14 protein-coding genes, 1 tRNA gene and 1 pseudogene are annotated in these 18,835 nt (G+C 50.8%); all 16 read left to right on the top strand.

Features of this window, described 5'->3' with window-relative positions; all coding sequences use genetic code 11:
* Positions 1-3,413, top strand: a 3,413-nt coding sequence (gene rpoB, locus DHN43_RS26700) for a DNA-directed RNA polymerase subunit beta (RefSeq protein ID WP_108820682.1), incomplete at its 5' end; no start/stop codon positions are given.
* Between the two features lie 101 nt (positions 3,414-3,514).
* Positions 3,515-7,717, top strand: a complete 4,203-nt coding sequence (rpoC, locus tag DHN43_RS26695; protein ID WP_108820681.1) for a DNA-directed RNA polymerase subunit beta' — start codon at positions 3,515-3,517, stop codon at positions 7,715-7,717.
* A 222-nt stretch (positions 7,718-7,939) separates the two neighbouring features.
* A complete protein-coding gene (locus DHN43_RS26690) occupies positions 7,940-8,242 on the top strand; it encodes a hypothetical protein (RefSeq protein WP_057464828.1) in 303 nt (100 codons plus the stop codon).
* Positions 8,243-8,437: 195 nt separating this feature from the next.
* Positions 8,438-9,202, top strand: a complete 765-nt coding sequence (locus tag DHN43_RS26685) for an SDR family oxidoreductase (RefSeq protein ID WP_199914866.1) — start codon at positions 8,438-8,440, stop codon at positions 9,200-9,202.
* Positions 9,203-9,783: 581 nt separating this feature from the next.
* Positions 9,784-10,155, top strand: a complete 372-nt coding sequence (gene rpsL / locus DHN43_RS26680; RefSeq protein ID WP_057464826.1) for a 30S ribosomal protein S12 — start codon at positions 9,784-9,786, stop codon at positions 10,153-10,155.
* A 16-nt stretch (positions 10,156-10,171) separates the two neighbouring features.
* Positions 10,172-10,642 (top strand): 30S ribosomal protein S7, encoded by a 471-nt coding sequence (rpsG, locus tag DHN43_RS26675; protein WP_057464825.1) that lies wholly within the window; start codon positions 10,172-10,174, stop codon positions 10,640-10,642.
* 24 nt (positions 10,643-10,666) lie between these two features.
* Complete coding sequence (gene fusA / locus DHN43_RS26670) at positions 10,667-12,742, top strand: elongation factor G (RefSeq protein WP_108820679.1); 2,076 nt, start codon at positions 10,667-10,669, stop codon at positions 12,740-12,742.
* Positions 12,743-12,790: 48 nt separating this feature from the next.
* Positions 12,791-13,966: an elongation factor Tu gene (tuf, locus tag DHN43_RS26665; RefSeq protein WP_063289481.1), complete on the top strand. Its 1,176-nt coding sequence runs from the start codon at positions 12,791-12,793 to the stop codon at positions 13,964-13,966.
* A gap of 111 nt (positions 13,967-14,077) precedes the next feature.
* Positions 14,078-14,153, top strand: a tRNA-Trp gene (locus DHN43_RS26660).
* Positions 14,154-14,272: 119 nt separating this feature from the next.
* Complete coding sequence (gene secE, locus DHN43_RS26655) at positions 14,273-14,464, top strand: preprotein translocase subunit SecE (protein WP_057464836.1); 192 nt, start codon at positions 14,273-14,275, stop codon at positions 14,462-14,464.
* Between the two features lie 39 nt (positions 14,465-14,503).
* Complete coding sequence (gene nusG, locus DHN43_RS26650; RefSeq protein ID WP_057464835.1) at positions 14,504-15,037, top strand: transcription termination/antitermination protein NusG; 534 nt, start codon at positions 14,504-14,506, stop codon at positions 15,035-15,037.
* A 121-nt stretch (positions 15,038-15,158) separates the two neighbouring features.
* Positions 15,159-15,587 (top strand): 50S ribosomal protein L11, encoded by a 429-nt coding sequence (gene rplK, locus DHN43_RS26645; protein WP_057464834.1) that lies wholly within the window; start codon positions 15,159-15,161, stop codon positions 15,585-15,587.
* A gap of 6 nt (positions 15,588-15,593) precedes the next feature.
* The gene (rplA, locus tag DHN43_RS26640) at positions 15,594-16,289 is read left to right on the top strand and encodes a 50S ribosomal protein L1 (RefSeq protein WP_057464833.1); all 696 of its coding nucleotides are present in this window, start codon (positions 15,594-15,596) and stop codon (positions 16,287-16,289) included.
* Positions 16,290-16,630: 341 nt separating this feature from the next.
* The gene (gene rplJ / locus DHN43_RS26635) at positions 16,631-17,149 is read left to right on the top strand and encodes a 50S ribosomal protein L10 (protein WP_108820678.1); all 519 of its coding nucleotides are present in this window, start codon (positions 16,631-16,633) and stop codon (positions 17,147-17,149) included.
* A gap of 60 nt (positions 17,150-17,209) precedes the next feature.
* The gene (gene rplL, locus DHN43_RS26630) at positions 17,210-17,578 is read left to right on the top strand and encodes a 50S ribosomal protein L7/L12 (protein ID WP_093523476.1); all 369 of its coding nucleotides are present in this window, start codon (positions 17,210-17,212) and stop codon (positions 17,576-17,578) included.
* A 202-nt stretch (positions 17,579-17,780) separates the two neighbouring features.
* Positions 17,781-18,835, top strand: a pseudogene (locus DHN43_RS26625) (DNA-directed RNA polymerase subunit beta); the annotation flags it as partial.

Genomic DNA, 18,835 nt, shown 5'->3' with positions numbered 1-18,835 from the left:
GGTCCGTACCGTTCGATGGTGCTCGTCTTAAGGGTACTAAAGCAACTGCCGATATGGTTGATGCTGCCAGCGGTGAAGTGGTTGTTGAAGCTGGTAAGAAAATTACCGCTCGTACAATCCGTCAGTTGACGGAAAAGGGCGTTAAATCTCTTAAGGGTACTGATGATGATCTGTTTGGCCAGTACCTTGCCGAAGACATTGTTGATACGCGTACTGGTGAGATATATGCTGAAGCTGGTGAAGAGCTGACTGAAAAGCTTCTTCATGAGCTTGTTGAGCGTGGCTACCACGATCTGCCTGTTCTGGATATCGACTACGTTAACGTTGGTCCTTTCATCCGCAACACGCTGGCTGCTGACAAGAATGACGGCCGCGAAGGTGCTCTGTTTGACATCTACCGCGTTATGCGTCCTGGTGAGCCGCCAACCATTGAGACTGCAGAGGCTATGTTCCAGTCTCTGTTCTTCGATGCTGAGCGCTACGACCTTTCCGCGGTTGGCCGCGTGAAAATGAACATGCGTCTTGACCTTGAGTGTGAAGATACTGTTCGTGTTCTGCGTAAAGACGATATCCTATCAGTGATCAGCCTGCTGCTTAATCTTCGTGATGGCCGCGGCGAAATTGATGACATCGATAACCTTGGTAACCGTCGTGTTCGCTCCGTTGGCGAACTGATGGAAAACCAGTACCGTGTTGGCCTGCTGCGCATGGAACGTGCGATCAAGGAGCGTATGAGCTCTGTTGAGATCGACACTGTGATGCCTCAGGATCTGATCAACGCAAAACCTGCTGCAGCAGCTGTACGTGAGTTCTTCGGTTCTTCCCAGCTGTCTCAGTTTATGGATCAGACCAACCCACTGTCTGAAGTGACGCATAAGCGTCGTCTTTCAGCGCTTGGGCCTGGTGGTTTGACCCGTGAGCGCGCAGGCTTTGAGGTTCGTGACGTTCACCCAACACACTATGGTCGTATCTGCCCGATTGAAACACCGGAAGGTCCGAACATTGGTCTGATCAACTCACTGGCAACCTTTGCACGTGTGAACAAGTATGGCTTTATTGAAAGCCCGTACCGCCGTGTTGTTGATGGCCTTGTGACGAAAGACGTTGTCTATCTCTCCGCTATGGAAGAGAGCAAGTACTACGTTTCTCAGGCGAACGCTGAGATGAACGAAGATGGTAGCTTCGTGAACGACCTGGTTCAGTGTCGTCATGCGGGTGAAAACATCTTGGTCACCTCTGATCGTGTTGATCTGATGGATGTGTCTCCGAAACAGCTGGTTTCCGTTGCTGCATCGCTCATTCCGTTCCTTGAGAACGATGATGCGAACCGCGCACTGATGGGTTCCAACATGATGCGTCAGGCTGTGCCGCTCGTTCGTGCACAGGCTCCATTTGTTGGCACCGGTATGGAACCAATCGTTGCTCGTGACTCTGGTGCTGCTATTGGCGCACGTCGCGGCGGCGTGGTTGACCAGGTTGATGCAACACGTGTCGTTATTCGTGCGACTGAAGATCTGGATCCTTCCAAGTCTGGCGTAGACATCTACCGCCTGATGAAGTTCCAGCGTTCCAACCAGGATACCTGTATCAACCAGCGTCCGCTGGTGAACGTAGGTGACCGGGTTCGTAAGGGCGATATCATTGCAGACGGTCCTTCGACTGATCTGGGTGATCTGGCGCTTGGCCGTAACGTTATGGTCGCGTTCATGCCTTGGAACGGCTACAACTTCGAAGATTCCATCCTTCTGTCCGAGCGCATCGTTCGCGATGACGTCTTCACCTCCATCCACCTCGAAGAATTCGAAGTGATGGCGCGTGATACGAAGCTTGGCCCTGAGGAAATCACTCGCGATATTCCGAACGTTTCTGAAGAAGCGCTGAAGAACCTTGATGAAGCCGGCATTGTTTATGTTGGTGCTGAGGTGAAACCAGGCGACATTCTTGTTGGTAAGATCACTCCAAAGGGCGAAAGCCCAATGACACCAGAAGAAAAACTTCTGCGTGCGATCTTCGGCGAGAAAGCTTCTGACGTTCGCGACACATCCATGCGTCTGTCTCCAGGTGTATCCGGTACTGTTGTTGAAGTTCGTGTATTCAACCGCCACGGCGTTGAAAAAGACGAACGCGCGATGGCTATCGAGCGCGAAGAGATTGAACGTCTTGCGAAAGACCGCGACGACGAACAGGCAATTCTTGACCGTAACGTCTATGGCCGTCTGGCTGAGATGATCATGGGTCATGTGACTGTTGGTGGTCCGAAGAACTTCCGCAAGGGTGTTGAGATCGACGGAAACGTTCTGAACGAATTCCCACGTTCTCAGTGGTGGCAGTTTGCTGTCGAAGACGAGCAGCTGATGAGCGAGCTGGAAGCGCTTCGTGGTTCTTATGATGAGAGCCGTAAGCGTCTTGAGCAGCGCTTCATCGACAAGGTTGAGAAGCTGCAGCGTGGTGATGAATTGCCACCTGGCGTTATGAAGATGGTTAAAGTCTTCGTTGCGGTTAAGCGTAAGATTCAGCCTGGTGATAAGATGGCTGGTCGTCACGGTAACAAGGGTGTGGTTTCCAAGATCAACCCATGTGAAGACATGCCATTCCTGGATGACGGTCAACACGTTGATATCGTTCTGAACCCACTCGGCGTTCCATCCCGTATGAACGTTGGTCAGATTCTTGAAACACACCTTGGCTGGGCTTGTGCCGGCATGGGGCAGAAGATCGGCGAGCTTTACGACGAATATCGTAAGTCTGGCGAGATCGAGCAGCTTCGTGGCAAGGTCGTTGAGATCTACGGCGACAACATCAAGGGTGAGCCGGTTCAGGAATACGACGACGAAGGCATCGCTAAACTTGGTGAGCAGCTGCGTCATGGCGTTTCCATCGCGACTCCGGTCTTTGATGGTGCACGTGAACCTGACGTTGTTGACATGCTGAACATTGCTGAGATGAAGCCATCCGGTCAGTCTACATTGTATGACGGACGTACCGGTGAACAGTTCGACCGTCAGGTCACTGTGGGTTACATCTACATGCTCAAGCTTCACCACTTGGTTGACGATAAGATCCACGCGCGTTCTATCGGACCTTACTCTCTTGTTACTCAGCAGCCGCTGGGTGGTAAGGCGCAGTTCGGTGGTCAGCGCTTCGGTGAGATGGAAGTGTGGGCGCTTGAAGCTTATGGCGCAGCGTACACCTTGCAGGAAATGCTCACTGTTAAGTCTGATGACGTGGCAGGTCGTACCAAGGTTTATGAAGCTATCGTCCGGGGTGACGACACATTTGAGGCGGGTATTCCTGAGAGCTTTAACGTTCTCGTCAAGGAAATGCGTTCCCTGGGCCTCAATGTCGAGTTGCAGGATAAGGAACCGCGTCAGAAAGCCAATGATGACGCTGAAGCAATCGATGCCGCGGAATAAGACCTTTCAAGGTATTTCGCTGTAAGTCATGTATTCATGCCGGAAGAGGGGAGCCTGCTTATTAGCACGCTCCCCGACCTGCGCATTTTAGGAGAGAGCTGATGTCGCAAGAGGTCATGAACCTGTTCAATCAACAGGCTCCCGCACAGACCTTCGATCATATCCGCATCTCGATCGCCAGCCCGGAGAAAATTCTGTCCTGGTCGTTCGGTGAGATCAAAAAGCCGGAGACGATCAACTACAGAACTTTCAAGCCAGAGCGCGACGGGCTGTTCTGTGCTCGGATTTTCGGTCCTATCAAGGACTATGAGTGCTTGTGCGGTAAGTATAAGCGCATGAAATATAAAGGCGTTATCTGTGAGAAGTGTGGCGTTGAAGTCACCTTGTCCCGTGTACGCCGTGAACGTATGGGCCACATTGAGCTTGCTGCTCCTGTTGCGCATATCTGGTTCCTGAAGTCGCTGCCATCCCGTATCGGCATGCTGTTGGATATGACGCTTAAGGATCTTGAGCGCATCCTGTACTTTGAGAACTACGTTGTTATTGAGCCAGGCCTTACTCCTTTGAAGCTGCGTCAGCTGCTTTCTGAAGAAGAGTTTGTTGCCGCTCAGGACGAATACGGTGAAGACAGCTTCACTGCTATGATTGGTGCTGAAGCGATCCGTGAGATCCTTGCCAGCATGGATCTGCAGCGTGAATCTGAAAAGATCCGTCAGGAAATTGCAGAAGCAACCACAGAGCTGAAGCCTAAGAAACTGGCGAAGCGCCTGAAGGTTGTTGAAGCGTTCATCGAGTCCGGAAACCGTCCTGAGTGGATGATCCTGACTGTTGTTCCTGTGATTCCACCGGATCTGCGTCCGTTGGTTCCGCTGGATGGTGGCCGTTTTGCGACGTCTGACCTCAACGATCTTTATCGTCGTGTGATCAACCGTAACAACCGTTTGAAGCGTCTGATCGAGCTTAAAGCGCCTGACATCATTATTCGTAACGAAAAACGTATGCTGCAGGAATCTGTAGATGCGCTGTTCGATAATGGTCGTCGTGGTCGTGTGATCCAGGGTGCTAACAAGCGTCCTCTGAAATCCCTTTCAGACATGCTGAAGGGTAAGCAGGGTCGTTTCCGTCAGAACCTTCTCGGTAAGCGCGTGGATTACTCCGGTCGTTCCGTTATTACTGTGGGTCCTGAACTGAAGCTGCACCAATGTGGTCTGCCGAAGAAGATGGCGCTTGAGCTGTTCAAGCCGTTCATCTACTCCCGCCTCGATGCAAAGGGTTATTCTTCCACTGTTAAGCAGGCGAAGAAGCTCGTTGAAAAAGAGCGTCCGGAAGTTTGGGATATCCTTGATGAAGTGATCCGCGAGCACCCGGTTCTTCTGAACCGTGCGCCTACGCTTCACCGTCTTGGCATTCAGGCTTTTGAACCTACCCTGATTGAAGGTAAGGCAATCCAGCTGCACCCACTCGTTTGTTCCGCGTTTAACGCTGACTTCGATGGTGACCAGATGGCTGTTCACGTTCCGCTTTCTCTGGAAGCGCAGCTTGAAGCCCGTACTCTCATGATGTCCACCAACAACATCCTGCACCCGGCGAACGGTGGTCCGATCATCGTGCCGTCCCAGGATATTGTTCTTGGCCTCTACTACCTGTCCATTATGGCAGATGGTGAGCCAGGTGAAGGCATGGCCTTCGGTAACATGGGTGAGTTGCACCACGCGCTGGAAAACGGTGTTATCACTGTTCACTCCAAGATCCGTGGCCGCTTCAAGTCTGTTGATGAGCTGGGCAATCCAACCTCTGAAATCCATGAGACCACTCCTGGTCGTCTGATGATTGCAGAGCTGCTGCCGAAGCACTTCGAAGTACCGTTCGACGCCTGTAACAAGCTGATGACCAAAAAAGACATCTCCAAGATGATCGATACGGTTTATCGTGCTTGTGGCCAGAAAGAGACCGTTATCTTCTGTGACCGCGTTATGCAGCTTGGCTTCAAAAACGCATGTCGTGCTGGTATCTCCTTCGGTAAGGATGACATGGTTATCCCTGATGCCAAGGCGACACTCGTTGAAAGCACCACCACTTTGGTGACTGAATACGAACAGCAGTACAACGACGGTCTGATCACTCAGGGCGAGAAGTACAACAAGGTTGTTGACGCTTGGGCGAAGTGTACTGACAAAGTCGCTGATGAAATGATGGGGCGCATCTCTGCGACCGAGTTCGAAGAGGACACAGGTCGTCAGAAACAGATGAACTCTGTTTACATGATGGCTCACTCCGGTGCGCGTGGTTCTCCAGCGCAGATGAAGCAGCTCGGCGGTATGCGCGGTCTGATGGCGAAACCAGATGGTTCCATCATCGAAAACCCGATTATCGCGAACTTTAAAGAAGGTCTGTCGGTTCTCGAGTACTTCAACTCCACCCACGGTGCCCGTAAGGGTCTTGCCGATACGGCGTTGAAAACTGCGAACTCCGGTTACCTGACACGTCGTCTCGTGGACGTTGCGCAGGACAGCATCATTCTTGAAGTTGACTGTGGTTCCACTGGTGGCATTACCGTTCAGCCAATCGTTGATGCTGGTAACGTGATCGCGACCCTTGGTATGCGTGTTCTTGGCCGTACAGCGGCTGAAGACATTTGCAACAACAAGACCGGCGAAGTGCTCGTTCCTAAGGGACGTATGATTGACGAGAAGGACGTGGAGCTTCTTGAAGCTGCCAAGGTCCAGATGGTCAAGATCCGCTCCGTGCTGACTTGTGAAACCAAGACTGGTGTATGTGCGACCTGTTATGGCCGTGACCTTGCACGTGGTACTCCGGTGAACATCGGCGAAGCTGTTGGTGTTATTGCCGCGCAGTCCATTGGTGAGCCTGGTACTCAGTTGACCATGCGTACGTTCCACATTGGTGGTACGGCACAGGTTGTTGATAGCTCCTTCATTGAATCCAACTTTGAAGGCACCGTGAAGATGCGCAACCGCAATGTGGTTCGCGACTCCGATGGCAACAACATTGTTATGGCACGTAACATGTCCATCATTATCGTAGATAGTGACGGTAATGAGCGTTCTACGCATCGTCTGACTTACGGTGGTAAAGTCTTCGTTGATGAAGGTGACGTCATCAAGCGCGGTGATCGTATTTCTGAATGGGATCCGTACACTCGTCCGATCCTGACAGAACTTTCCGGTCGTGTTGGCTTTGAGGATCTGGTTGATGGTTCTTCCATGCAGGAAACTGCTGATGAAGCGACCGGTATCACCAAGCGTGTCGTTATCGACTGGCGTTCTTCTCAGCGTGGTGCTGATCTGAAGCCTGCGATGGTTATTCAGGACGACAGCGGTAAGATCAAGAAACTGGCTCGCGGTGGCGATGCTCGTTCCCTGCTTTCCGTTGACGCTATTCTGTCCGTGCAGCCTGGTGACATGGTTTCTGCTGGTGACGTTCTTGCACGTATTCCTCTGGAATCTGCAAAAACGAAAGACATCACCGGTGGTCTGCCACGTGTTGCTGAACTGTTCGAAGCACGTCGTCCGAAAGATCACGCGATTATCGCTGAGCTTGACGGTACGATCCGCTTTGGCCGAGATTACAAAAACAAGCGCCGCATCATCATCGATCCTACCGATGAGAGCCTGGAGCCTGTTGAGTACCTCATCCAGAAGAACAAGCACTTCCACCTGCAGGAAGGGGACACTATCGAGAAGGGTGAATACCTTGTTGATGGTAACCCGGCACCGCATGACATTCTTGCGATTAAGGGCGTAGAGGCACTGGCTGCCTTCCTCGTTAACGAGATCCAGGAAGTTTATCGTCTGCAGGGCGTGGGCATTAACGACAAGCACATCGAAGTGATTGTTCGTCAGATGCTTCAGAAGGTTGAGATCACTGATCCGGGTGAAACAGAGTACTTCTCTGGTGAGCAGGTCGATAAGATCGAATTTGATGCAGCTAACCAGCGTGCGATTGATAATGCACGTGATCCTGCCAAGGGTGTTCCAGTTCTTCTGGGTATCACGAAGGCAAGCTTGCAGACTCGTTCGTTCTTCTCTGCTGCATCGTTCCAGGAAACAACGCGTGTTCTGACTGAAGCAGCTGTCTTCGGTAAGATCGATCCACTGGACGGTCTGAAAGAGAACGTGATTGTTGGTCGTCTGATCCCAGCGGGTACAGGCGGGGCGATGAACCGCACTCGTAAGATTGCGACACTGCGTGATGATCTCATCCAGGACGCTCGCCGTTCAGCTTCTACTGCTGGAACTGCGGACTCCATGTTGGAAGATTTCAGCCGTGACGGTCAGTTCTAGTGAGCTGCAAAATCTAAATTGAGGTCAAGCCGCCCTTCGGGGCGGCTTTTCCGTTTATGGCAGATGGTTGCTTGTGGCGACCTGCTGACCTGCCACTAACAAGAAAGACGCGTATCTGATTTTGGAAGCTGAGACTCCTTGGCGGATACGTCTGGTGTTTTGAATTGAAACGTGTCCTTTCGGTCGGGCTGGACTGATTGGGTGCGTGATGAAGGAAATAAAATGTCTGATCAGATTGAAGAAGAAAATGGTGATGACACCCCTCCAGTTGTCTACCTGATTATGGGCCGTGCGTGGAAAGAGGAAGACGGTGAAGAAGAAGATGGTCTTCCGTTCCACGTAATGGTAACCGCGCCTGATGACGATGGTGCAGTTCGCCGTGCCGTTGAAGCGTTGGGTGAACAGGGTTTCGTGGATGCAGCTCTTGATCAGCTGGGATACATCACGGAAACACCGGAGGAAGAGTTCTTCGTTCAGCCTTATAAAGACGCACTGGCAGGCAATGTTTCAGTGATCACGTTCTAAAAATTGAACTGATGATCCGATTTTGGATTTTGGAAAGGAGAGGGTGACCTCTCCTTTTTTGCGTTTGGGGAAAGAGGGGAGGTGTAAATGCCTCTTTGCTGGGTGTTTCAAATAAGTAGTGATCTTGCCTGACTTGTGAGTACAGTGATCTTTTGGCTTTGCAGTTGAAGCCAGAATTAAATGGAGCGAACGTTCTTGGGGAATGCTACTTCGAAGACTGCATTGGTAACAGGTGCCAGCAAGGGCATTGGTCAGGCCACCGCAGTTGCTTTTGCCGAAGCTGGATATGATGTCTGTGTGAACTATCATTTTGATGAGGCTGGAGCGGAAGAGACTGTCCGGCGATGCAAGGAGGTTGGCATACGCTCGATTGCTGTTGGTGCGGATGTGGCTGATCTTGAAGCCGTGCGTCAGATGTTTGTCATTTGTGATGATAGCCTCGGGCCGATCACTTGCCTCGTGAACAATGCTGGTATCATAGGGGGATCGTCCTCCTTAGTGGACTTGGATAGCTCGGCGTTGGTTTCGACTTTTCAGACCAATGTGTTTGGCATGATCTATTGCATGCAAGAAGCAGCTAAACGTATGAGGATTGACGAAGGTGGTTCTGGTGGTGCGATTGTAAATATGTCTTCGGTTGCTGCCGTGATGGGGAGCCCAGGGGAGTATGTTCACTACGCCGCTTCAAAAGGTGCAGTGGAAACATTGACGGTTGGTGCGGGCAAAGAATTTGGACCCCTCGGCATTCGGGTGAATGCGATCCGAGTGGGAACAACTGCGACCGACATGCACCAGCGGGAGGGAAATCCTGATCGCCCGGCACTTGTTGCTGCTGCAACACCTCTTGGTCGTATAGCCGAGCCTTCAGATATTGCAGAGGCTGCTGTCTGGCTGGGATCATCCGGGGCAGGATTCGTGAGTGGGACTACTCTGACAGTTGCCGGTGGCCTTGCTCCCTAACTGGGTGTGTTCGGTGTGTGAGACTTGAGGCGACGACGTGCCTTCGCCCTGTGGCAGTATTTGCACTTAAGGGGCGTAATTGAATTTGAGTTAAAGCTGCAAGAATCAAATGACCTGCGGAAATGACGATGAGTCAGAGTAGGGATGTGCTTAACTTCCTTTTAATCTTCAGAGTCAAACTGCAATGAACACTTAAGCGTCTCCAAATTTTGACGTCTTCTGAGAGGAAATTGCTGAATCTACGCGAATCTTGGGATACACCGTATGAATCTGAGAGTCTGGGGCCAAGAATCTCTTGGAAGGGACTTGACGAACAGTGTCCTGATGAGTAGGTTCCGGCAACCTTATGGCAAGCAGTAAGCAATGTCCTTCTCCTGAGGCGCCTCGCCTCGGAGTACTGAAGCTTAAACGTTGTCGGGTTCAAAGGCGAATACAAGTCGAATGCAAGACCGCGGATCCGTCCGTGGTCCTCTGGTTTCGCGGTGCCCTTCACGAATAATCGTTCGTGGATTTGGTGCGCATGCGTATGTCTACCAGAAACTGCGTCCGGTCGAAGAGCAAAAGTAGTTAAAGGGCAAATTATGCCAACGATCAACCAGTTGATCCGTAAGCCGCGTACAGTGCCGGCGAAGCGGAACAAAGTTCCAGCGATGGAAGCGTGCCCGCAGAAGCGCGGCGTGTGTACTCGCGTATATACAACCACTCCTAAGAAGCCTAACTCAGCGCTTCGTAAAGTGGCAAAAATCCGTTTGACCAATGGCTTTGAAGTTATTGGTTATATCCCGGGTGAAGGTCATAACCTCCAAGAGCACTCCGTTGTCATGATCCGTGGTGGTCGTGTAAAGGATTTGCCTGGTGTTCGTTACCACATCATCCGTGGCGTTCTTGACACCCAGGGTGTTAAAGATCGTAAACAGCGTCGTTCCAAGTATGGCGCTAAGCGTCCGAAATAATAGGATATAGACCGATATGTCCCGCCGTCACGCCGCTGAAAAGCGTCAAGTTATTCCGGATCCTAAGTTCGGAGATATCGTCGTTACTAAGTTCATGAACGCAGTAATGCTCGATGGTAAAAAATCCACCGCAGAACGCATCGTATACGGTGCATTCGATGCGATCGAATCTAAAGCTAAGGCTAGCCCGCTCGAGATGTTCCATCAGGCGCTCGAAAACGTTATGCCACAGGTTGAAGTTCGCTCCCGTCGTGTTGGTGGTGCAACTTATCAGGTTCCAGTCGAAGTTCGTACAGAGCGTCGTCAGGCACTTGCTATCCGCTGGCTGATTTCTGCAGCTCGCGGTCGTAACGAAACCACAATGGTTGGTCGTCTGTCCGGTGAACTGCTGGATGCTGCGAATGGCCGTGGTAACTCCGTTAAGAAGCGCGAAGATACTCACCGGATGGCTGAAGCTAACCGTGCATTCTCGCACTACCGTTGGTAATCACCCTGGATAGAGGCTGACGCTATGTCACGTACGCACAAAATCGAGGACTACCGTAACTTCGGTATCATGGCTCACATCGATGCTGGTAAGACGACCACTACAGAACGTATTCTGTATTACACTGGTAAGTCCCATAAAATCGGTGAAGTTCATGATGGTGCAGCTACCATGGACTGGATGGAGCAGGAGCAGGAGCGTGGTATTACCATTACTTCAGCTGCTACGACTGCCCACTGGAACGGTAAGCGTCTGAACATCATTGACACTCCAGGTCACGTTGACTTCACGATTGAAGTTGAACGCTCCCTGCGTGTTCTTGATGGTGCAGTTGCACTTCTCGATGCGAATGCTGGTGTTGAACCTCAGACTGAGACCGTATGGCGTCAGGCTGATAAGTACAACGTTCCACGCATGATCTTCGTCAACAAGATGGACAAACTCGGTGCTGATTTCTACCGCTGTGTAGAAATGATCGAGAAACGTCTTGGCGCAACCCCAGCATGTGTTCAGCTGCCGATCGGCGCTGAAAGCGAATTTGCTGGTGTTATCGATCTGCTGAAGATGAAAGCATTGGTTTGGAACGGTGAGGCTCTTGGAGCAAGCTGGGATGAACTGGATATTCCAGAAGATCTCGCTGACCAAGCTGCTGAATACCGCGAAAAACTGATCGAGATCGCTGTAGAAGTAGAAGAAGAAGCTACTGAAGCATACTTGGAAGGCGAAATGCCATCCAACGAAAAGCTTCAAGAGCTTATTCGTAAGGGTACCATTGCTGGCAACTTCGTTCCAGTATTGTGCGGTACAGCATTCAAGAACAAAGGCGTTCAGCCTCTTCTTGACGCTGTTGTAGATTACCTTCCTAACCCGGTTGAAGTGCCGGCGATTAAAGGTATCGACGCCAAGACTGAAGAAGAAACCACTCGCGAATCTTCTGATGAAGAGCCGCTTGGTATGCTCGCATTTAAAATCATGAACGATCCGTTCGTTGGTTCTTTGACCTTCGCACGTATTTACTCTGGTGTGCTGTCTAAGGGCTCATCCGTGCTGAATACTGTTAAGGGCAAGCGCGAACGCGTTGGTCGCATGATGCAGATGCACTCAAATTCCCGCGATGACATTGATGTAGCCTATGCAGGCGACATTGTGGCTATCGCAGGCCTGAAGGACACGACCACTGGTGATACGCTTTGTGATCCTCTGAAGCCTGTTATTCTGGAACGCATGGAGTTCCCGGATCCGGTTATCGAGATCGCTGTTGAGCCTAAAACCAAAGGTGACCAGGAAAAGATGGGCCTTGCCCTGAACCGCCTGGCTGCTGAGGATCCGTCCTTCCGCGTGAAGACAGATGAAGAGTCCGGCCAGACAATCATTGCTGGTATGGGCGAACTTCACCTGGACATCCTTGTTGATCGCATGAAGCGTGAATTCAAGGTTGAAGCAAACATCGGTGCACCTCAGGTTGCTTACCGTGAAACCATTACCAAGCCTGCTGACGTGGATTATACCCACAAGAAGCAGTCCGGTGGTACTGGTCAGTTTGCTCGCATCAAACTCTCTATCGAGCCAAATGTTGTTGGTGAAGGTTTTGAGTTTGCTAACACGATTGTTGGCGGTAACGTTCCTAAGGAATACATCCCTGGTGTATCCAAAGGTATCGAATCCGTCATGTCCTCTGGTCCACTTGCTGGCTTCCCGATGGTCGACATTAAAGCTACCCTCACTGACGGTGCTTACCATGATGTTGACTCGTCTGTGCTCGCATTTGAGATCGCAGGTCGTGCTGGTTTCCGCGAAGCTGTGGCTAAAGCAGGTCCAAAGCTTCTGGAACCTATCATGAAGGTTGAGGTTGTCACTCCAGAAGACTATATGGGTGACGTGATTGGTGATTTGAATTCCCGTCGTGGACAAATCGCCGGTACCGAAAACCGCGGTGTCGTGACCGTTATCACTGCTATGGTTCCGCTGGCCAACATGTTTGGTTACGTGAACAACTTGCGTTCCATGTCCCAAGGACGTGCGCAGTATTCCATGGTGTTCGATCATTACGACCAAGTCCCGCAGGCTGTTGCTGACGAGGTTATGGCGAAATACGCCTAAACCTCATTAGACCAGTCAAAGGGATTCAAGAGAGAACGGAGAGATCCGATGGCTAAAGAAAAATTTGAACGTAATAAGCCGCACGTCAACATCGGCACAATTGGCCACGTTGACCACGGTAAAACTACACTGACCGCAGCGATTACTAAATCCTTCGGTGATTTTAAAGCATACGACGAAATCGATGGCGCTCCTGAAGAGCGTGCTCGCGGTATCACTATTTCAACAGCACACGTTGAATATGAAACCGAAGCTCGTCACTACGCACACGTTGACTGCCCAGGCCACGCTGATTATGTGAAAAACATGATCACTGGTGCTGCACAGATGGACGGCGCGATCCTCGTTGTTAACGCTGCAGACGGCCCAATGCCTCAGACYCGTGAGCACATCCTGCTCGCTCGTCAGGTTGGTGTGCCTGCTCTGGTTGTCTTCATGAACAAAGTTGACCAGGTTGACGACGAAGARYTGCTTGAACTCGTAGAAATGGAAGTTCGTGAACTTCTTTCTTCCTACGAATTCCCAGGCGATGATATTCCAATCATTGCTGGTTCTGCACTTGCTGCTCTTGAAGACCGCGATGACGCGATCGGYAAAGACAAAATTGTAGAGCTGATGGCTGCAGTTGACGACTATATCCCAACTCCTGACCGTCCACGCGATCTGCCATTCCTGATGCCGATCGAAGACGTGTTCTCTATCTCTGGCCGTGGTACTGTTGTAACCGGTCGTGTAGAGCGTGGCATCGTTCACGTTGGTGACGAAGTTGAGATCGTTGGCGTTAAAGACACATCTAAGACCACTGTTACTGGTGTTGAAATGTTCCGCAAGCTGCTCGATCAGGGYGAAGCTGGCGACAACATCGGTGCATTGATCCGTGGTGTTGGTCGTGAAGATGTTGAGCGTGGCCAGGTTCTTTGTAAACCAGGTTCCGTTACTCCTCACACYAAGTTYAARGCTGAGGCATACATCCTCACCAAGGAAGAGGGTGGACGTCACACTCCATTCTTCACCAACTACCGTCCGCAGTTCTACTTCCGTACGACTGACGTGACTGGTGTTGTTTCTCTGCCAGAAGGCACAGAAATGGTGATGCCTGGTGATAACGTTGCTGTTTCAGTTGAACTTATCGTACCAATCGCTATGGAAGATGGTCTGCGCTTCGCTATCCGTGAAGGCGGTCGTACCGTCGGCGCTGGTGTGGTAGCAGAAATCATCGAATAAAGGCTTTTAAAGTCTTTACATATCGTACCGCGGTGGTTATTGCGGTACGGTTCCTTCCAGTGAGTTGATTATTGGTCGGAAAAAGGTTTTGTCCCATGCTTGGGACTTTGTAGGGGTATAGCTCAGTTGGTAGAGCGACGGTCTCCAAAACCGTAGGTCGCGGGTTCGAGCCCTGCTGCCCCTGCCATCTCTTTGGTTGAGAAAAATCTTGATTAATCGAAGTTGGTGGCATATGAAGAGTTTTTCAGGGATAGGGCGCGTGGAAGAATCTACGCGCCCACCTGTCGTGTAATGGGCCGGGACCGGATGGCAAAAACCAATCCTTTTACATTTATCCAGCAAGTTCGTTCTGAAACTGCGAAGGTAACTTGGCCGACGCGTAAGGAAACTGGCGTGACCACGTTAATGGTCTTCGTGATGGTTTTCCTGGCGGCGATGTTCTTTCTTGCTGCTGACCAGCTGATGAGCTGGGGTATCAGTTTACTGCTTGGCTTCTAAATAGCCTCACAGGCATTTCTAGTAGGAACAGGATTTAAGATGGCTAAGCGCTGGTATATTGTGCACGCTTATTCGAACTTCGAGCGTAAAGTTGCTGAAGCGATTAAAGAAAGAGCTCAGCAGCAGGGTCTTGAAGATTCATTTGACGAAGTTCTGGTTCCGACCGAGAAGTTCGTAGAGGTACGTCGCGGTCGCAAGGTTGATGCTGAGCGTAAGTTCTTCCCAGGGTACGTTCTGGTGAAGATGGAGATGAGCGACGATGCTTATCACCTGATCAACGATACGCCGAAAGTTTCCGGCTTCCTCGGTAACGACAAGAAGCCGATGCCGATCTCCGAGGCTGAAGCGCAGCGTATTCTTAATCAGGTTCAGGAAGGTGTCGAAGCTCCGAAACCTTCTGTCAGCTTTGAAGTTGGTGAACAGGTTCGCGTCAGCGATGGCCCGTTTGCTTCCTTCTCTGGTCTCGTCGAGGAAGTCGATGAGGAACGGGCACGTCTGAAAGTGACAGTGTCCATCTTCGGCCGGGCTACCCCGGTTGAACTTGAATACGGACAGGTCGACAAAGTCGGTTAAGTCCGGGATGGGGCGGCAGGTGAAGCGCACTTTCGTCGGTGTGCTGGAAGCCAGACCGCCCGCTCTCTTATCCAGTGAAATGCGCTTGGCGTGATTTCACAGATCCATTCTGGAGAGAATTATGGCGAAAAAGATTGACGGCTACTTAAAGCTTCAGGTGCCAGCAGGTTCTGCTACACCATCCCCACCAATTGGTCCTGCGCTGGGTCAGCGCGGTCTGAACATCATGGAGTTCTGTAAGGCGTTTAACGCTAAGACCCAGGATGTTGAGAAAGGTGCTCCTTGCCCAACCATCATTACTTATTACTCCGATAAGTCTTTCACTTTTGAAGTTAAGACAGCTCCGGCTTCTTTCTTCCTTAAGAAAGCTGCGAAAGTCAAATCTGGCTCAGCAACTGCTGGTCGCGGTACCATCGCGTCCGTGACTAAAGCTCAGGTTCGTGAAATCGCAGAAGCTAAGATGAAAGATCTCAACGCTAACGACATCGAAGCAGCAATGCTGATGATCGAAGGCTCCGCCCGTTCCATGGGTCTGGAAGTTACGGAGTAAAGTATCATGGCTAAAGTAGGTAAGCGCATTAAAGCTGCTCGCGAAGGTATTGATCGTAACAAAGAGTACGCAGTAAGCGAAGCTCTTGGTGTTGTTAAGTCTGGCTCCACTGCCAAGTTTGACGAAACCATCGAAGTTGCAATCAACCTTGGTGTTGACCCACGTCACGCAGACCAGATGGTTCGTGGTGCATGTGTTCTTCCAAACGGTACCGGTAAAACTGTACGCGTTGCTGTATTTGCTCGTGATGCGAAAGCTGATGAAGCAAAAGCTGCTGGCGCAGACATTGTTGGTGCTGAAGAGCTGGTTAAAGAAGTTCAGGGCGGTACCATCAACTTCGATACCGTCATCGCAACTCCTGACATGATGCCACTCGTTGGTCGTCTTGGTAAAGTTCTCGGTCCTCGCGGCATGATGCCTAACCCTAAGGTTGGCACTGTGACCCCTGATGTGACCAAGGCTGTTACAGACGCCAAAGGTGGTTCTGTACAGTTCCGCGTTGAAAAAGCTGGTATCATCCACGCTGGCGTTGGCAAAGCTTCTTTTGAAGCTTCCAAGCTGGAAGAGAACGTGAAAGCGTTCGTTGATGCAGTGATCAAAGCTAAGCCATCAGGTGCAAAAGGTACTTACGTTAAGCGCGTAGCCCTTTCATCCACGATGGGACCTGGCGTGAAGGTTGATCTTGGTTCTATTACCGAGTAAACACCTCGCCTATAAGAGTTACCTCCCGCTTTTATGTGGGAGGTTTTACCGCTGAAAGACTGTTATGGTCCTTCGGCATCCCTGTCCGAGACTGCAGGTGCCAACGTTTGTTGGTTTAAGTTTTTGATAAGAAAGGCCTGCATAGATGGAGAAGAACTGATTTGGTTGATATGCAAAATGCAATTCAACCTTGCGGTTCGAACCAAATTGCCTTGCTGCGTCTCTCCGGCGCGTAAGGGGACAGGACCCTAATCGTCGTTGTCGAGGTTGGGTTAGCCCAACTTTGATGCGGCAAAGGCAAACCGGCGGCAATGAGAATTGCTGCCAACTGGAGAAGGCAAGTGGAAAGAGCGGATAAGCAAAAGTTCGTCAGCGATTTCAACGAAGTGTTGTCGAACACTGGCGTTGCAGTTGTTGCGCACTATGCGGGCCTTTCAGTTTCTCAGATGACTCAGCTGCGTGCTGATGCTCGTGAAGCTGGTGGTACCGTAAAGGTTGCTAAAAACCGCCTTGTCAAGCTTGCCCTTCAAGGCACTGAACTAGAGCATATCAGCGACCTGTTCAAAGGCCCAACTGTCATCGTTTATTCCGATGATCCAGTTGCTGCGCCTAAGGCTGCTGCTAACTTCGCTAAGGCTAACGAAAATTTCGTAATCCTTGGTGGTGCTCTTGGTTCAACTAACCTGGATACTGCTGGTGTTAATGCACTGGCAACGATGCCGTCTCTGGACGAGCTTCGTGGCAAGCTGGTGGGTATGATTCAGACCCCAGCGACCCGTATGGCCATGGTTACGAGCGCACCGGCCGGGCAACTTGCTCGCGTCTTCAATGCGTACGCCGAGAAGGACCAAGCCGCGTAAGGCGGAACCACATAATTTTTGTCAAAACCGAAAACGGTTCGAACAACAAGGTACTGAAAAATGGCTGATCTCGCAAAGATCGTAGAAGAACTCTCCGCACTGACCGTTATGGAAGCTGCTGAGCTGTCTAAACTGCTCGAAGAAGAGTGGGGCGTATCTGCTGCTGCTCCTGTAGCTGTTGCTGCTGCTGGTCCAGCTGCTGAAGCTGCTGAAGAACAGACTGAATTCGACGTGATCCTGGCTGACGCTGGCGCGAAGAAAATCAACGTGATCAAAGAAGTACGTGCGATCACTGGTCTTGGTCTGAAAGAAGCTAAAGAGCTCGTAGAAGGCGCTCCAAAAGCTGTTAAAGAAGCAGTTTCCAAAGACGAAGCAGAAGAGCTGAAAAAGAAGCTCGAAGAAGCTGGTGCAAAAGTAGAACTCAAGTAATCCTGAGTTCTTCAGATATTGGTCCCGGAGTAATCCGGGACCTTTTCCGTACCCTGGCGGGTTTCCCGGCCGGGGTAAACGTCCCAACGGGGGAGGGCGCCTGAACAGCGCCCTATTGTGGACGGTTCTGAGAAGCTACGTTTTCTGCCATGCAGGGCGTCGTTTTTCTGAACCGTCACCTTGAGTGATACGAGGAGCGACAATGACGCAGACGTTCAACGGTCGCAAGCGGGTCCGTAAGTACTTCGGATCCATCCGCGATGTAGCGGCTATGCCAAACCTTATCGAAGTGCAGAAGGCGTCTTATGACCAATTCTTGCAAGTTGATAAGGTTGAAGATAACCGTGTTGACGAAGGCCTAGAGGCCGTATTTAAGTCCGTATTCCCCATTTCGGATTTTGCAGGCAATTCCCTTCTTGAATTCGTGGATTACGAATTCGAAGCACCAAAGTATGATGTGGAAGAGTGCCGCCAGCGTGATATGACTTACGCTGCGCCACTGAAGCTTACGCTTCGCCTCATCGTGTTTGATGTGGATGAAGATACTGGCGCAAAATCGGTTAAAGACATCAAAGAACAAGATGTCTACATGGGCGATATTCCGTTCATGACCGATAACGGTACCTTTGTGATCAATGGTACAGAACGCGTTATCGTGTCTCAGATGCACCGTTCCCCGGGTGTATTCTTTGACCATGACAAAGGTAAGACCCACTCTTCTGGTAAACTTCTGTTTGCCGCACGTGTGATCCCTTACCGTGGTTCATGGCTCGATATCGAATTCGATGCTAAGGACATTGTCCACGCACGTATCGACCGCCGTCGTAAGATCCCTGTGACATCTTTGTTGATGGCGCTTGGTCTTGATAGCGAAGAGATTCTCAATACCTTCTATAACCGTATCGACTACGTACGTAACGGCGAAAACAGCTGGTCCGTACCGTTCGATGGTGCTCGTCTTAAGGGTACTAAAGCAACTGCCGATATGGTTGATGCTGCCAGCGGTGAAGTGGTTGTTGAAGCTGGTAAGAAAATTACCGCTCGTACAATCCGTCAGTTGACGGAAAAGGGCGTTAAATCTCTTAAGGGTACTGATGATGATCTGTTTGGCCAGTACCTTGCCGAAGACATTGTTGATACGCGTACTGGTGAGATATATGCTGAAGCTGGTGAAGAGCTGACTGAAAAGCTTCTTCATGAGCTTGTTGAGCGTGGCTACCACGATCTGCCTGTTCTGGATATCGACTACGTTAACGT

The organism is Pseudovibrio sp. Alg231-02 (assembly GCF_900143565.1).
Lineage (GTDB): Bacteria > Pseudomonadota > Alphaproteobacteria > Rhizobiales > Stappiaceae > Pseudovibrio.
This window is presented reverse-complemented; position numbering and strand designations above follow the sequence as displayed.

Coding starts and splice junctions, on each gene's coding strand:
- rpsL (WP_057464826.1), top strand. CDS start 9,784: ATGCCAACGATCAACCAGTTGATCCGTAAGCCGCGTACAGTGCCGGCG.
- rplK (WP_057464834.1), top strand. CDS start 15,159: ATGGCGAAAAAGATTGACGGCTACTTAAAGCTTCAGGTGCCAGCAGGT.
- fusA (WP_108820679.1), top strand. CDS start 10,667: ATGTCACGTACGCACAAAATCGAGGACTACCGTAACTTCGGTATCATG.
- DHN43_RS26690 (WP_057464828.1), top strand. CDS start 7,940: ATGTCTGATCAGATTGAAGAAGAAAATGGTGATGACACCCCTCCAGTT.
- rplA (WP_057464833.1), top strand. CDS start 15,594: ATGGCTAAAGTAGGTAAGCGCATTAAAGCTGCTCGCGAAGGTATTGAT.
- secE (WP_057464836.1), top strand. CDS start 14,273: ATGGCAAAAACCAATCCTTTTACATTTATCCAGCAAGTTCGTTCTGAA.
- rpsG (WP_057464825.1), top strand. CDS start 10,172: ATGTCCCGCCGTCACGCCGCTGAAAAGCGTCAAGTTATTCCGGATCCT.
- nusG (WP_057464835.1), top strand. CDS start 14,504: ATGGCTAAGCGCTGGTATATTGTGCACGCTTATTCGAACTTCGAGCGT.
- rplL (WP_093523476.1), top strand. CDS start 17,210: ATGGCTGATCTCGCAAAGATCGTAGAAGAACTCTCCGCACTGACCGTT.
- rpoC (WP_108820681.1), top strand. CDS start 3,515: ATGTCGCAAGAGGTCATGAACCTGTTCAATCAACAGGCTCCCGCACAG.